A 15,266-nucleotide genomic window follows, 5' to 3' on the forward strand; every position below is an offset into this window, starting at 1 on the left:
CTCTGGTGCACCAGTTGTCACGCCAGTGGCATCGCTGGGTAGCTATGTTTGGAAGGGATAAACGCTGAAAGCATCTAAGCGTGAAGCCCACCCTGAGATGAGATTTCCCATCACTTGCACGTAAGTGCAATGTGAGTAAGACTCCTGGAAGAACACCAGGTTGATAGGTTAGAGGTGTAAGCATGGTAACATGTTCAGCTGACTAATACTAATAAGTCGAGGGCTTGACCAAGATAAATAAAGTAACAAACATTTAATTTTGCGATATATACTTCTTTTGTAAAAAAGAAGCGAAGGCTTCGAGCGTATGCGAGAAGACTCACACTGTGCAATTTTCAGAGAATATTTATATTCTCAATCTGGTGATTATGGCATGAAGGTAACACCCGTTCCCATACCGAACACGAAGGTTAAGCTTCAATGCGCCGATGGTACTGCAGGGGTGACCTTGTGGAAGAGTAGGTTGTCGCCAGGTAATAATAAAACCACTAAGTTTATCTTAGTGGTTTTTGTTTTGCTTAAAAAAAGTTTCCAATTATTTCATAGTATGACAACAATGTAAAGAGCCAATAATACTATTGAGTTATGAAGGAGGGATTTTCATGAGAAATATATATAATAATGAAGACCATGATAAAATCCAAAAGGATAATGTTATGGAGACTCTAAATAATATAGCAGAGAGTCACAGTATAAAAGATCAACTTCTTAAAAAACGCTCCGGGAATCAATCATTAGAGAATGTGAGCAACGTTAGAAGAGAAAAAAGTGATAGTGAAGATAACTCCGATGGAACTTTTAAAATTTCAAATTTCTTATAAGTTATATTACAAAGGAAAAATACTTAGTATTTTTCCTTTGTAATTTGTTATATAAAATCAATATTAAAAGAAGTGAGGTGATTTAATTGGTCAATTTGGCACTTTTAGGATGTGGAGGGGGAATGCCAATTCCAGAAAGATATCTATCATCAATACTTATAAGTTATAAAGGAAGAAAGATATTACTTGACTGTGGAGAAGGAACTCAGGTATCGATGAAAATACTTGGATGGGGGTTAAAATCAATAGATATAATTTGTATAACACATGGTCATGCAGATCATATTGTAGGGCTTCCAGGTATTCTAGCAACAATAGGAAACAGTGGTAGAACTGATCCTATTACTATAATTGGGCCTATAGGAATCATAGATATTGTAAAAGGGCTAAGAGTTGCAGCACCATATCTTCCATATGAACTTAATATTTTAGAGAACCCACAAGAACCTGTAAAAATACAAGCTCCGTAAAATGCGAATAATACCTCGCTAGGAGAATTTAATGATTTGATAATTTCGACACTGGAACTTGAGCATTCAACTAACTGCTTGGGTTATAGCTTATATTTTAATAGAAAAGCAAAATTTGATGTAGAGAGTGCAGCTAAAAATGAAATACCAAAAGAGTTCTGGAATAGACTACAGAAAAATGAGATTATAAATGAACATGGAAAAACATATTTCCCGGGCATGGTGCTAGGAAAAGCGAGGAGAGGAATAAAGATTAGTTTTACTACTGATACAAGGCCAACTCCTAATATAATATCTTTTATTAATGAAAGTGACTTGTTTATTTGTGAGGGTACTTATGGTAATGATAATGATATTGAAAAAGCTATTAAAAATAAACATATGACCTTTACAGAGGCAGCAGTGCTTGCATTAAAAGGTGAGGTACAAGAACTCCTTTTAACTCATTTTAGTCCTTCAATGCTAAATCCAGATGAGTACAAGGATATGGCTGAGGGTATATTTAGAAACAGTACTATTGGTTTTGATAGATTTGTAAGGACTATATCATTTAAAGATTAAAAAAATGTATCTAACTGCTACTTATATGAGTAGTGGTTTTTTTGTCGTTGCATCAGTGATGTTCCTGTTTTTAAACAATTTACAACATAAATGTTATTTTGAACTATTATTTATGTAGTTAACCATTTATGTTATAATTTATACATACAAATATTAATGTTTTGGAATGGAGAGGTTTTAGTATGAAAAATTTTCTTATAGGATTAATTATTTTTGTTTTAGGTGCATTCTTAATAACGCAAAATACTATAGTTAGAACTGGCTTTAATTTGGGTGGTTTTATGGGTGGTTATAATCCTCCTTTTGGATTATTGTTATTGCCAGTAATAATAGGTATTATTCTTTTATTTGCTATGGATAGTCAAGTTTTGGGATGGATATTAATAGCATTTGGTATCTGTTCAATTCTTTTAGGCTTATTGATGGGATTAGATATCAGTTTTAGACCGACTACTCTGTATGTTGTTATACTAATGTTTGGTTGTGTTGCCATTGGTGCAGGTTTAATGATTCGTGGTGTAACACAATCCAATAAAGCATAAGATGACAAACTGATTTAATACATTAATAAAAGTTTGTCATTTTAAATAAGTTAAACAACAAAAACTACCTTAACTAAATAGTTAGGTAGTTTTTGTTGTTTGATTATAAATAAAGCTATCGAAGAGTTATGACATTTGCATTTCATACTAACTTATAACACTATCAAAATTATCTCCACTTAACACTAATACATCACCATTTTTAATCATTGTAGCTCCCTTAGGATGTATTACATTTTGTTCGCGTTTTATCATTACAACAAGAATTTCATCCGGTATATTAGCATCCATTATAGTTTTATCAACCCAATAACTTTCTGGAGTAATCTGTAATTCATAAAGTTTTGTGTTTGATTCTTCTTGATAATCATTGAATGTTTTTAAAACAGCTGACGAATTATCAACAAGATCTAATTTCTTTGCAAGCGGTGCAATTAAGGTCCCTTGCAAAGCAACTGAAAATAATGCTATAAAAAATACTATGTGGAAAATATCGGATTGTATAACTGCTTTATTTGTTACAGCTAGTATAGCAAAAACAATAGATGAAGCACCTCTAATTCCTACCCACGATACAAACAATTTATGCTTTAGAGGGACCTTTAAGAAGCCTAGTATTCCGAATGCGGCGATAGGTCTAGCAACAAAAATCAGAAAGAGTGAAATTAAACTTCCCGGTATTAAAACTGATCCTAAATGAGATGGGAAAGAAAGTAGTCCTAGTATAAAGAAGAGCATTATTTGCATTAACCATGATATGCCATCTAAAAATTTAACCAAACTCTTTTTATTTTGTATTTTACTATTTCCAATTATAATACTAGCAATATATACACTAAGGTATCCATTACCACCAATCCATGAACTTAATGAATATGCTAAAACAGCTATTGCCATAACAAATAGTGGATATAGTCCCTCAATCTCGAAAGTTATATTTTTTAATATCCAAGAACTTGCTTTCGCTAAAATAAAACCAATTAATAAACCGAAAAATATTTGAAATATTAGGAGTTGTAAGATTGACTGTTCTCCACTAATGTTCATTAGACTTAAGATAGTAATTGTAAGCATATATGCAAATGGATCATTACTACCACTTTCGATTTCAAGTAGGGATGCAAGTCCACCTTTTAAATTTAGTTTTTGAGAACGAAGAATTGAAAAAACTGATGCAGCATCAGTCGAAGCTACTATGGAGCCAATAAGTAATCCTTCTAAGAGCGTTATGTTAAGAACTAAAGTACAAAACAATCCTGTAAGACCTGCAGTTACAACAACCCCTAAAGTTGACATCGCTACAGCCTTACCAACTACTGGCTTTGCTATTTTCCAATTTGCGCAAAAACCTCCGTAAAAGATTATTAGTATTAAACCAAATGAACCAACTTGCTCTGCTATACGATAATTCTCAAAAGGAATTCCAACAATTCCTTCCGAACCAAATACCATACCTAGTAGAATAAATATAAGTAATGAGGGTACTCCAAACCTATATAGAACTTTACTTGAAAATATGCACATGAGTACAACAACTGAGGCTATAATCAAAGGCATTATCATCTATTAATCACTTCCTTTTCCAATTTTATTTGTGTCTAAAGAGAGGCATTCATTTAGAATATCCAATCCTTCCACAATTCTAATCTTTTTGAATTCATCTATTTTATTAAATGTAGGAATAATGTTTTCAGATAATGATGTTGTTACTTCTTCCATTATTCTCTGAGCATATTCTGTCATTTTTATATTTACACAACGCTCATCCTTCAAATTTCTAACGCGCTCTATAAAGCCACTCTTTTCCATACGTTTACATAATGGCGATAAATTACTTTTTCCCATATATAGATGTTTACATAAGTCAGTAATATTTTGCTCCCCATTTTTAGTAAGTTCCAGTAATACGCTTGCTTGCACTGCGGTTAGGCCATATGGCTGATAAAAATCGTGCAGAATGCCATTAAGTCTTCCGTTAACAGATTTTAATACCTCAATAAGTTTTTCTTGAAATTCAACACCAATCATAATTTACTCCTTCTTAATATACTTAACATGTGAACTATTCATATGTTAAGCATATCATTACTTGATTAATTTATCAATTAGTTTCCAGATTGGTATCTAAGTAGGAGATTTAAATATTTATAATGTATTTTTATTCATAATAATCAGTTATTTTTACAAAAAAGACTAGGAATATATTAAAAAAATTAGTATAATCTATATATAAATAAATTAAATGTATAAATTGTGAATGCGAGGAAAGATCTATGATTGAACCCATGATATTAGCCTTTATTGTTGCAAAAATTAAAGGATATAAAATAAGACCATTATTTAAGACGTGGGCGATATATCCACTTGTATTATTTCTACTAATGTATGTTGGTTTAGAGATAATGATGTTTAGCGGTAATTATACATTCATAAAATACTCCGGTATTTTTCATTATATTTATCTTTTAACATTTTTAGTTTTAATTATTAAATATAAACTAAATGTTAGTGCAATTATAGGATCATTATTTATTTTAATTGGAAGTGCTTTAAATAATTTTGTTATAGCTGCTAATAATGGAAAAATGCCTGTATTCCCAACCTTGTCATACTTAACTGGTTACGCAAAACCAGATTCTTTTGTTAGAGTTAATGATATACATATTATGGGGAGCGGAATTACTAAGTATAAGTTTTTATCTGATGTAATTGATGTGGGGTACTGCGTTATGAGCATTGGAGATGTATTCATAAGAGTTTTTGCATTTATTATAATATATAACACCATAAAAGCCATTAATAAAACAAAGATAAGCAATTATGAGTCGTTGAGCGAATAGTATATTATATTCATTTAATTATATTTTTAAATATATCCTATTTTGTAATATTAATGATATAATTGTTAATATATACAAAGTTATTCAGGGTTGTTAGGGGAGAAGTAAAACATGTTAAAATTGACGTTGTTAGAATTTTTTTTAAGAGGATTACCGGAAGGCTTTTTATTTATGTTTGCAGTGTATGCATTTTCAAAAACTCCTATTAACTTAAAAAAATATATTATATCAAGTGTATTTTTTGTACCTACAGTTTATTTAATAAGGTTATTACCAATTCAATATGGAGTACATACTATACTAGGTATTATAGCAATTAATGTAGTTTCTATTAATTTTAGTAAAATTTCTATTATTAAATCTATACAAGCGAGTCTCATGGCAGTAATTCTGCAATATATATGTGAGGGCATTAATGTTCTTATAATTCAGTATATATTTAAAGCCGACATTATGTATCTCTTAAGTGATCCATCACTTAAGGTATTATATGGAATTCCATCATTATTGATTTTTGCAGCTATAGTATGTACATATTATTTCTATAATTCTAGAAGAAAACAATTGAAAGAGGTAATAAATGGAGAAATTAGCTAATAGCATTGCTAATAAAGTAGCATTAGAATTAACCCTTGATCAGGATAATAAAGAGGTGATCGCTTACGGTGCATTTGCTTTAATGCAAATGTTTTTTTCTATAATGCTTGTGTTTTTGTTTGGAATATTATTTCATGTAGCTTTTGAAGCGTTAATAATTTCATTTACTGCGAGCATACTTAGAAAATATTCTGGCGGAGTTCATGCAAGTTCACCATTAATTTGTAGTTTTATAGGTATAATTATATGTGTAGGACAAGCATTGTTAATATCATTTTTAATAAGTCCAGTAGTTAATTTGAAATTAATTATAGTTTTAGGATTTGTAATTTTTATATGTTCCTATTGTATTATTTATAAATTAGCCCCAGTGGACAGTATCGCAAAGCCTATTGTAAAAAAAGAAAAAATAAAGCGGATGAAAAAAGGTTCTATAATACTTTTAAGTGTATATTTAATGATAACAGTATTTTTTACCATGCTCTACATAAATAGTGGTGAAATTAAGTTTCTTGTTTATACTCTATGCTTATATTCAGGCATATTATGGCAAGTATTTACGCTTACAGCTTTAGGTCACTTATTAGTAGGTAAAGTAGATACCTTTTTAAATCATAAATATTAAGAAAATGGGGGATTATATTATGAAATTTTTTAAAAAACATCTATTCAGCTTAATTGCAGTAGTAGCAACTCTTGTAGCAACTTCTGTCGCTTCTTCAGCATGTTGGTGGTTTGTCTATCAGCCAGAAGAACCAAAATGTCTAAGAGATAAATAATAAAATAATGGGGTCAGTATAGCTGACCTCATTATTTTATTAAAATGAATTTGATAAGGTAGTGATATTATGGGTAATTTAGAAAATGACAAACAGAAGAAAATTCAAGAAATAGTATCAATAATAAAATTAGCTTCCCTATTATTTTCAGGAATAATATTCTTAAGGTATTTTTTTAATGGAAATGACCTAATGAAAGCAACAGAAGAAACTTATTATAATCCTTTTTTGTATTTTAGTGTAATATTAGTCTTAATTTTAGTATTAATATACTTTATATGGTCATTTTCAACTATTAAAAAAATAAAATGTAAATATATTAACAATATACAATTAATGGAAAATGCTTTATTCGTTTTATTGTTTATTATTCTTGTGCTTTACTCAGGTAAAAATACAAGTGACTATAAATTTATATTTTTATTTATTATAATAGCATCTACTATACAACAAGGTATGAAACAAGGTATGATAGTAGCTTGTGTCGCTTCATTATTTATATTAGGTTTAGACCTTATATATGCACCCAATGAAGTGGTTAATCAATTCTTTTCTAATGATTTGATTTTATCTGGTGTCTTTATTCTTACTGCATGGCCGTTGGGATTCTACGTAAAGATTGAAAATGAACATATACGAGTGCTTGAGGGTTTGGCAAATATAGATGGTCTTACAGGAATTTACAATCACAGGTTTTTTTATGATGCATTAGGTGAAATAATGAAAATTTGTGAAAGAGAGAATAAAGTAGTTTCAATGATGTTATTAGATATAGATTATTTTAAAGTTTATAATGATGTAAATGGTCATCAAATGGGTGATGAAGTACTTAAAAATATAGGTTTTATACTAAAGAATAGCTTTAGAAAAGATGATATAGTGGCAAGGTATGGTGGTGAAGAATTTGCTATAATTCTTCCAAATACTTCTGAGACAAATGCTATTAAGCTTGCAGAAAAATTAAGAAATAAGATTGAGAAAACATATTTCAGTGGAGAAGAAAACCAACCAAATGGTAAAGTGACTGTCTCAATAGGAATATCAACTTATCCTGATAAAGCTAAGGATGCAATTGAACTTTTTAAAAGTGCGGATGATGCACTTTATAGGGCTAAGTTTTTTGATAAAAATAGAGTGGAAAGTTATACTTCTATATTAGATGAATTAAAAATTGATACAGAAGATGAACATATAGATATTATCACATCAATAAAAACTCTTATAAGTGTAATTAATGCTAAGGATAAATATACATATGGTCATGTTGAAAGGGTTGTCATTTATAGTAAGTTACTAGCTGATAAACTAGAACTAAATGAGAAAAACAAAAAAGATTTAATATTTGGTGCTTATATGCACGACATTGGGAAAATAAATATTCCAAAGGAAATATTAAATAAAAATATGCCATTAACTAATGAAGAGTGGGAAATAATGAAACAACATTCAGTAAATGGTGTGGAAATTGTAAAATCTGTTGAATCACTTAAAGAAATTATTCCTTTAATATTACATCACCATGAAAGATATGATGGCAGAGGTTATCCAGATAACCTAAAAGGTAATGATATACCTTACCTTGTGAGAATGTTAACAGTGGTGGACTGCTTTGATGCCATGACGTCTAGCAGACCCTACAACAAAAGGAAAACCTATGCAGAAGCTGTTGAAGAGCTTAAGAGATGTAGAGGTACTCAGTTTGATAAAGATATTGTTGATGCATTTGTCGAGGTTATTATGGAAAGTCAAAATGGTTTTGGTAACGTAGGTGCTTAGAAAATATTGGTAAAAAATATAAAATATAAATTTAGGTAAAAACTGCTGAAGCAAATTTCAGTGGTTTTTTATTGTTTTAATTCTTTATCGAATAATAAATATTTTTGTAGATATAATAATAAAGAGAACATAATAAATAAAATAGAAGGGGATATGAATTTATGAAAAACAAACCAGATGATAGAAGAGACAATGTAGATAAAATTCAAGAAAATATTAGTAATACTATTGAAAATTGTCATCGTACTTCAGAAACTATTGAAAAAACAGATGATGAAGAAAATAAAAAAGTACTGGAAGAAAAGAATGAAAGAAGAAAAGAATCTATTGATGGTATGAAATCAGAAATTAGAGATGAAGCAATAGACAAGAAAAACGGATATAAATAGAGTGATAATATAACATTAAAATTATACCTATAGCTTAGCACTTTTGAGTTTGAGCTATAGGTAGTACTAGCAAACAGTTCTTTTGGAACTATTGTTTGCATTATGCTAGAGAGAAGTGAACCAATAATTATAAATTTTCCGATTTGAAAAAATTCTGCTCCAGCATGCCTAAATATTGCATCTAATTTTCCTGGTATACCTTTAATATTAACAGAATTATCGCTACAAAAACCACAACTACATGTAATATCATCTATATTGTTAAAAAGCGTAACTTCATCTTCAGGTGCAAAAATAAATGCTACGCCAACTATAAATGCTATTGTAATTCCTAAAATAACCCTATATATTGCTATAGATGGTTGATTGGGAAATGCATACAAGGTAGAAGCAATAACAATAGGATTTGTTATTGGCGCAGCAAGCATAAATGTTACAGCTGCAGGTACTGGAATACCCTTTTTAATTAGCCTTGCACCAACAGGCCAGTTACTATATCTACTTTTATTTTCATCCTCTATAATCTCTCTACACTATTATCTTAAATAAATTATTAAGTTTTTTCTTGTCTAAGTTGTAACCTATTACACATAATCTTCCGATGTAATCAGCTTTTATATTCTTTATTTCATATTCATCAGGGACATAATCAAATTGTAACCAAGTGTTGTCGTGGCATTGAAGAACACCTTTTGCTCTAAGAACACCTTTTGCTCTAAGAATGAATCCATACTCTGTATAATGTGCCATATTATCCATAATATTTTTTAATTCTTCTTTGGTGTATACATTTATTGTCTCAACTCCCCAAACGTCAAAAACTTCATTGGCATTGTGATTATGGGAAGATGGATTTCCACTTTGAATAGTTTTTCCATAGGTATGTCCCTTTATAGAAAAGTTTTTAGCACTTTTTATTTCTTTCTCTAGGGAAGTCTTATCACTTTGTTCTGCTACATCAATTATAGTATCTGAGGTTATACTTTTTAAGTCCGTTGTTATTATATTGCAAGTGCTGTTTAAATTATGTATTGAGTTAACTACAAAATCTAAATTTATTCTATCAGATTTTTCAGATTTACTCAAAAGTATTGTTTTTGCATTTTTTACTTGATTTTCGAAAAACTCACCAAAGTTAGCGTTATAAATTTTATATTTTAATACGTCTACAACAGTGATAATCATATTTATTGTTATTAATTCTTTTAAGTTAGATTTTCCACAAGCCTTAATTACATCAGAGAGTTTGCCAACACCGGATGGTTCTATGAGTATCCTATCGGGTTTATATTTTAATATAATTTCTTGAATAGCTTCTCCAAATTCACCAACAAGTGAACAACAGATACAACCTGAATTGATTTCTTTTACGAAGGCATTGGATTTTCTTAGTAAAATACCATCAATACCAATCTCTCCAAATTCATTTTCTATTATAACTACATTTTCATTATGCAATTTTTCTTCGATTAGTTTTTTTATTAAAGTGGTTTTTCCAGCTCCTAAAAATCCTGAGATTATGTCAACTTTTGTCTTCATTTATTACGCCTCCCAAATATAAACTTTATATTTTACCTACGTCAATCAATGGCTTTGCAAACCATTCGCATTTATAATTCCTTATTATTATATTAGTCATTATTAAGATTTACAACTATTTTTAATAAGTAAATTTACATATAAAATTGGTTTAATATACAAAATTCATCGATTTAACCTTAGTAAACATTTTTTCACACATATAACTAATGCAAGTAATATAACAGAAATTAATGCAGTTATACCTCCAGGAGCACAGTTCATATAATAAGATATAAACAGTGACAATAATATATCTATGACACTAAATAATACTGAGTATAAAAAAGTTGCTTTAAACCCTTTTCCGAGTTGCATTGCAGTAGCAACTGGTAAAGCAATCATTGAGCTTAAAACAAGTACTCCAACAATTCTCATTGAAACGGATATTGTGGCTGCAACTAATATAGAAAATATATAATTTATTAATTTAACATTTACTCCAGCAATTTTAGCTGCTTCTTCATCAAAGACTATAATTACAAGTTTATTATATAAAAATATTAGAGTTGTTATTGATATAATGCCTAATACCAAGACTGCATATAAATCTTCTCTTGTAACTGTTAGTACACTTCCAAAAATAAATGAGTTAACATTTGCATGCAATTTCCCAGAACTCATGATAGTAATAGCGATACCAACACTTAATGATAATACTATAGCAAGGATAAGCTCAGCATATTTTTTAAAATAGTCCCTTAAAAATTCGATTAATACCCCACATATAGAAGTGAATATGAATGAGCTTATTATAGGGTTTCCGTTATACAAAAGCCCGATTGCAACACCTGCAAGAGAAGCATGGGATAAGGTGTCACCAATCATTGAGTAACGCCTAAGTACTAAGAAAAAACCAATACATGGACAAAGTATAGAAATTAATATAGAAATCATAAAGGCGTTTTGCATAAAGCTATAGTGAAAAATAAAAATCATCTCCTTTTTTTGGTTTTAAATATTCTTCTATATATTTATTAGGGGTGCACAAATGACCATTTCCGCCTGATATATGATAAATAAGAGAAGAATTGACCATAGCTGCATTAAGGTTATGTTCAATTGCAATAACCGTTACTTTATTAGCTGTATTTAATTCTTTTATCAGCTTATAAATATCTTTTTGGCTACTTACATCGACTCCTGTGGAAGGCTCATCTAATATTAAAAGGCCTGGACTTCCTAGTAATGATCTTGCTATAAATATTTTTTGAAGTTGACCTCCTGACAACGTGCCTATAAGGGAATCCTTAAAATCAAGCATATTAACTAATTCTAAATTTTTAGATACTAAGTTTTTATCTTTAATTTTTAGTATCTTTCTATAGCAATTAAGCATCTCATATACTGTAATAGGAAATTGTGAATTTAGAAAATCAGCCTTTTGTGGAACGTAGCCTATACTTTTATTTGAATTAACTATTGTACCTTTAGTAGGACTCAAAAGATTTAGTATTAACTTTACAAGAGTGCTTTTACCTGATCCATTGTCACCTAATATTGATAAGTACTCCCCATCATTTATAGTTAAATCTATATCATTAAGGATGTATGGTGAAGAGTTGTTATAAGAAAAAAATAAATTGTTAATTTGAATCATAATATCCTCCAATCAATATAAATTAATGCAGATTTGAAAAACATGAATATCATATACATGAAAAATATGTAAATGATCTTGTTGACAAAATTTATATTTATACGTATATTATATATGTAAATGCAAATGATTTGCAACAAGCTATTTTAAGGAGTGATAAAAATGTTAAAAAAATTGACAATCTTAATCTTATTTAGTTTTACATTACTGACGTTTACTGCATGTGGTAGCAAGAATTCAGAGGATAACAAAACCACTTCTCAAAGCAAAACAAAAGTTGTGGTTACATTTAATGCAATGAGAGAAATCGCTGCAGCTGTTGGAAAAGACAAGGTTGATATAGTAACTATAATACCTGATGGTACAGAGCCACATGATTTTGAACCAAAGGCAAAGGACCTTGAAAACCTGAATGATGCTAAAATATTTATGTACAATGGTCTTAGCATGGAGTCTTGGGTAGATAAGGTTTTAGAATCCGTAGATAATAAAAATTTAATTACGGTTGATGGTTCAAAAGGCTATAATGCAATAAAGAATACAGATTCTGAAGAAATCGAAGAACATGGTCAATATGACCCACATTTATGGTTAAGTTTAAAAGGTGCAAAAAATGAAGCTAAAAATTTAAAAGATGCCTTAGTGAAAACTGATCCTTCTAATAAAGCTTATTATGAGAAAAATTATAAGGATTTTGCTTTGCAACTTGATACACTTTACGATGAGTATAATAAAAAGTTTGAAGCTGTAAGTAATAAGAGCTTTGTAACTGGACATGCGGCTTTTGCATACCTTTGCAGAGATTATGGTCTAATACAAAACAGTGTTGAAGATGTTTTTGCAGCAGGGGAGCCAAGTGCTAAAAAGTTAAAGGAATTAACTGATTTTTGCACCAAAAATAATATTAAAACAGTTTTTGTTGAAGATATGGTAAGTCCTAAGGTTTCGAATGCACTAGCTAAAGAAGTTGGGGCTAAAGTTGAGACAATACATACAATAGAAAGCAAAGAAGACAATAAGGATTATATACAATGTATGAGAGAAAATTTAGAAATGATTTACACTAGCTTAAAATAAAATTGGTTTTCGTATAATGCTTTAGTTAATAAAGTAGTTGTCTTTTTATAATAATTAGCTTATTATATAGTAAGTTAATAAAAAAGAAACTATAAAAATTATATAATAAAATATAGGATTAATTAATTTTAATTAAAAGGGAATCAGGTTAAAATCCTGAACTATCTCGTAGCTGTAATAGATAAATTTAAGTACAATAAGTCACTTGGAAACGGGGAAGGCGTACTTAAATAATGATTCTTGAGTCAGAATACCTGCCTATATTTTGCGCTGAAAACTCTACGAATGATAGGGAGGGCATTATAATAAAATTTTTTATTTGATTTTATCAAATTAAACATATTTATTAAATCATACCTTTTAACGTTACAGTTAGAAGGTTTTTTATTTGTGGCAAGGATTATATTATGAATGATAAAACAAATATTGCTCATCATTTGGCAGAATATCATATAAAAACATAATGCCCGATATTAATCCATATTTATAATTATAATAGCTTTAAGAATGTGATAATTAATATATACAAAGGAGGCGCTATATGGGGCATAAACACGGTGAAGGTTTTTCAATAGATTTCTATGCTTATACTTCCAATATAAGACAATGGAATGCTACTTTTAAAGTATCGTTTTCTGTTATAGTACTGATTCTTTGTGTAGTACTTCAAAACCCATATGTATCTGTCACGGTCATTATAGCAATGGGCTACCTTAACATTGTAAAAGGAAAGCTTCAAGCAAATGAATACTTATCAATACTAGCAATCCCAATCGTATTTATTCTCCTTGGTACTTTTACAATCGCCATTGATTTTTCAAAGCAACCAATAGGGCAGTATAACATGTATATTGGTTTAGGTTATGTATTTACTTCTCAGGCAAAGCTGAAAGAGGTAGTATTTTTGATTTTGAAGGTTTTTGCAGCTATAAGTGCACTGCAGATGATGACACTGTCGACACCATCTTCTGAGATTATCTATGTGCTTCGAAAGGCACATGTGCCAAAGCTTATTGTAGAACTTATGAACCTTATTTACCGTTACATTTTCATTTTAATGGATGTGTATACTAAAATGAAAAACTCGGCAGAATCCCGCCTGGGATACAGTGATTTTAAAACTTCATGTTATACATTTGGAAGCATTGCCAGCAATATGCTAGTTATCTCACTTAAAAAGGCAAACACCTATTATGATGCTATGGAATCCAGATGTTATGATGGGGATCTTATATTTTTAGAGGAAGATAAAAAGGTAGAGACAATGCAAATTGTCTATGCAGTTACATTCATAATTTTTTTAATCTTGCTTTGGGTATTTACAAAATAAGTTTTACAAGCTAGAAAGGAGCTATTATGGAAAAACCAATATTAAAAGTAGAGGATTTATATTACATCTACGGAAATGGAAAGGCAGCACTAGACGGTGTAAGTGTGGACATTTATGAAGGTGAGAAAATTGCAGTGATTGGTTCCAATGGATCAGGAAAATCAACATTTTTCTTGAACATAAACGGTGTATTTAAACCAGAAAAAGGAAAGATAATTTACCGTGGGACACTAGTTACTAAAAAGAATTTAAGAGGGCTTCGAAAAAATATCGGAATAGTTTTTCAGGATGCAGACAATCAAATAATTGCATCTACAGTTAGAGCTGAAGTTGGATTCGGCCCAATGAATTTAAAGCTTCCAAAAGAGGAAGTAGTGACTCGAGTTGATGAAGCACTGGCATACATGAATATATCAGATTTTAAGGATCGTCCACCGCACTATTTGAGTGGTGGGGAAAAGAAACGTGTCACCATTGCAGGCATTATTGCTATGAAATCAGAAATTATTATATTTGATGAACCGACTGCATCTCTAGACCCTTTAAATGCGCTTATGTTAGAAGAAGTTTTGGCCAAGCTCAGCATGGAAGGTAAGACAATGCTAATTTCAACTCATGATGTAGACTTTGCATACAGATGGGCAAAACGGGTCCTTGTATTTAGCCAAGGGAAAATTATTGCTGATGGAACACCACTTGAAATTTTTAGAAATACAGAAATCTTAAAACAGGCAAATTTAAAACAACCAACTATGCTGGAAATCTATGAATTACTTATAGAGAAACATTTGATAGAAGATGCTAAGGCCTATCCAAAAAGTGTAAAAGAATTCAAGGAAATACTTGAAAATAGTTAGTTTTGTAGAAAATATTAGCATATATTAATATATATTATAAAGAATAAAG

17 protein-coding genes, 2 rRNA genes, 2 pseudogenes and 1 riboswitch are annotated in these 15,266 nt (G+C 29.9%); of the genes and pseudogenes, 15 read left to right on the plus strand and 6 right to left on the minus strand.

What is annotated here, in order from left to right:
• From KPL55_RS15795 to KPL55_RS15815, 5 genes and pseudogenes are all read left to right on the plus strand, one after another.
• Positions 1-232 (plus strand): 23S ribosomal RNA (locus KPL55_RS15795); the annotation flags it as partial.
• A 126-nt stretch (positions 233-358) separates the two neighbouring features.
• A 5S ribosomal RNA gene (gene rrf, locus KPL55_RS15800) occupies positions 359-475 on the plus strand.
• Positions 476-602: 127 nt separating this feature from the next.
• Positions 603-821, plus strand: a complete 219-nt coding sequence (locus KPL55_RS15805) for a hypothetical protein (RefSeq protein WP_216307710.1) — start codon at positions 603-605, stop codon at positions 819-821.
• A gap of 86 nt (positions 822-907) precedes the next feature.
• Positions 908-1,852 (plus strand): annotated as a pseudogene (locus KPL55_RS15810) (ribonuclease Z).
• Positions 1,853-2,034: 182 nt separating this feature from the next.
• Positions 2,035-2,394 carry a hypothetical protein gene (locus tag KPL55_RS15815; protein ID WP_216307711.1) on the plus strand — a complete coding sequence of 120 codons (360 nt, stop codon included), beginning with the start codon at positions 2,035-2,037 and terminating at the stop codon, positions 2,392-2,394.
• A 147-nt stretch (positions 2,395-2,541) separates the two neighbouring features.
• Here KPL55_RS15815 and KPL55_RS15820 read toward each other — a convergent pair whose 3' ends face one another.
• Positions 2,542-3,957: a potassium/proton antiporter gene (locus KPL55_RS15820; RefSeq protein ID WP_216307712.1), complete on the minus strand. Its 1,416-nt coding sequence runs from the start codon at positions 3,955-3,957 to the stop codon at positions 2,542-2,544.
• Positions 3,958-3,960: 3 nt separating this feature from the next.
• Positions 3,961-4,422, minus strand: coding sequence for a MarR family winged helix-turn-helix transcriptional regulator (locus KPL55_RS15825; protein ID WP_216307713.1), 462 nt, complete (start codon positions 4,420-4,422; stop codon positions 3,961-3,963).
• 245 nt (positions 4,423-4,667) lie between these two features.
• Here KPL55_RS15825 and KPL55_RS15830 point away from each other — a divergent pair, with 245 nt between their 5' ends.
• The 6 genes from KPL55_RS15830 to tlp all read left to right on the plus strand — a co-directional run bounded on the left by KPL55_RS15830 (position 4,668) and on the right by tlp (position 8,775).
• Positions 4,668-5,234 carry a DUF5317 family protein gene (locus KPL55_RS15830; protein ID WP_216307714.1) on the plus strand — a complete coding sequence of 189 codons (567 nt, stop codon included), beginning with the start codon at positions 4,668-4,670 and terminating at the stop codon, positions 5,232-5,234.
• Between the two features lie 111 nt (positions 5,235-5,345).
• Complete coding sequence (locus KPL55_RS15835; protein ID WP_216307715.1) at positions 5,346-5,831, plus strand: hypothetical protein; 486 nt, start codon at positions 5,346-5,348, stop codon at positions 5,829-5,831.
• The gene (locus tag KPL55_RS15840) at positions 5,815-6,456 is read left to right on the plus strand and encodes an accessory gene regulator ArgB-like protein (protein WP_216307716.1); all 642 of its coding nucleotides are present in this window, start codon (positions 5,815-5,817) and stop codon (positions 6,454-6,456) included. Before KPL55_RS15835 ends, KPL55_RS15840 begins: the two co-directional genes overlap by 17 nt.
• A 19-nt stretch (positions 6,457-6,475) precedes the next feature.
• Positions 6,476-6,610 carry a cyclic lactone autoinducer peptide gene (locus tag KPL55_RS15845; protein ID WP_216307758.1) on the plus strand — a complete coding sequence of 45 codons (135 nt, stop codon included), beginning with the start codon at positions 6,476-6,478 and terminating at the stop codon, positions 6,608-6,610.
• 69 nt (positions 6,611-6,679) lie between these two features.
• Positions 6,680-8,386, plus strand: coding sequence for a bifunctional diguanylate cyclase/phosphohydrolase (locus KPL55_RS15850; RefSeq protein WP_216307717.1), 1,707 nt, complete (start codon positions 6,680-6,682; stop codon positions 8,384-8,386).
• A gap of 161 nt (positions 8,387-8,547) precedes the next feature.
• Positions 8,548-8,775, plus strand: a complete 228-nt coding sequence (gene tlp, locus KPL55_RS15855) for a small acid-soluble spore protein Tlp (RefSeq protein ID WP_216307718.1) — start codon at positions 8,548-8,550, stop codon at positions 8,773-8,775.
• Positions 8,776-8,897: 122 nt separating this feature from the next.
• Here tlp and KPL55_RS26790 read toward each other — a convergent pair.
• Positions 8,898-9,230: pseudogene (locus KPL55_RS26790) on the minus strand (permease); the annotation flags it as partial.
• Between KPL55_RS26790 and KPL55_RS26060 the strand changes: the two are divergent.
• Entirely contained in the window at positions 9,142-9,324 is a 183-nt protein-coding gene (locus tag KPL55_RS26060) for a hypothetical protein (RefSeq protein ID WP_246599554.1), read from the plus strand. The pseudogene KPL55_RS26790 and the gene KPL55_RS26060 sit on opposite strands and share 89 nt — an antisense overlap.
• Here KPL55_RS26060 and KPL55_RS15865 read toward each other — a convergent pair.
• From KPL55_RS15865 to KPL55_RS15875, 3 genes are all read right to left on the minus strand, one after another.
• Complete coding sequence (locus tag KPL55_RS15865) at positions 9,304-10,314, minus strand: CobW family GTP-binding protein (RefSeq protein WP_216307719.1); 1,011 nt, start codon at positions 10,312-10,314, stop codon at positions 9,304-9,306. The two genes, KPL55_RS26060 and KPL55_RS15865, sit on opposite strands and share 21 nt — an antisense overlap.
• 165 nt (positions 10,315-10,479) lie before the next feature.
• A complete protein-coding gene (locus tag KPL55_RS15870; RefSeq protein WP_216307759.1) occupies positions 10,480-11,283 on the minus strand; it encodes a metal ABC transporter permease in 804 nt (267 codons plus the stop codon).
• A complete protein-coding gene (locus KPL55_RS15875; protein WP_216307720.1) occupies positions 11,270-11,953 on the minus strand; it encodes a metal ABC transporter ATP-binding protein in 684 nt (227 codons plus the stop codon). Before KPL55_RS15875 ends, KPL55_RS15870 begins: the two co-directional genes overlap by 14 nt.
• A 162-nt stretch (positions 11,954-12,115) precedes the next feature.
• On the opposite strand from KPL55_RS15875, the gene KPL55_RS15880 reads away from it, so the two are divergent.
• The 3 genes from KPL55_RS15880 (at position 12,116) to KPL55_RS15890 (ending at position 15,217) form a co-directional block, all read left to right on the plus strand.
• Positions 12,116-13,030 carry a metal ABC transporter substrate-binding protein gene (locus KPL55_RS15880; protein ID WP_216307721.1) on the plus strand — a complete coding sequence of 305 codons (915 nt, stop codon included), beginning with the start codon at positions 12,116-12,118 and terminating at the stop codon, positions 13,028-13,030.
• A gap of 97 nt (positions 13,031-13,127) precedes the next feature.
• A riboswitch (cobalamin riboswitch) is annotated at positions 13,128-13,306 on the plus strand.
• Between the two features lie 265 nt (positions 13,307-13,571).
• A complete protein-coding gene (gene cbiQ / locus KPL55_RS15885; protein WP_216307722.1) occupies positions 13,572-14,360 on the plus strand; it encodes a cobalt ECF transporter T component CbiQ in 789 nt (262 codons plus the stop codon).
• Positions 14,361-14,386: 26 nt separating this feature from the next.
• Positions 14,387-15,217: an energy-coupling factor ABC transporter ATP-binding protein gene (locus KPL55_RS15890; RefSeq protein ID WP_216307723.1), complete on the plus strand. Its 831-nt coding sequence runs from the start codon at positions 14,387-14,389 to the stop codon at positions 15,215-15,217.
• Positions 15,218-15,266 lie beyond the last annotated feature (49 nt).

This window comes from Clostridium lacusfryxellense, from assembly GCF_018861735.1.
In the GTDB taxonomy this organism is placed as follows: Bacteria; Bacillota; Clostridia; order Clostridiales; family Clostridiaceae; genus Clostridium_AD; species Clostridium_AD lacusfryxellense.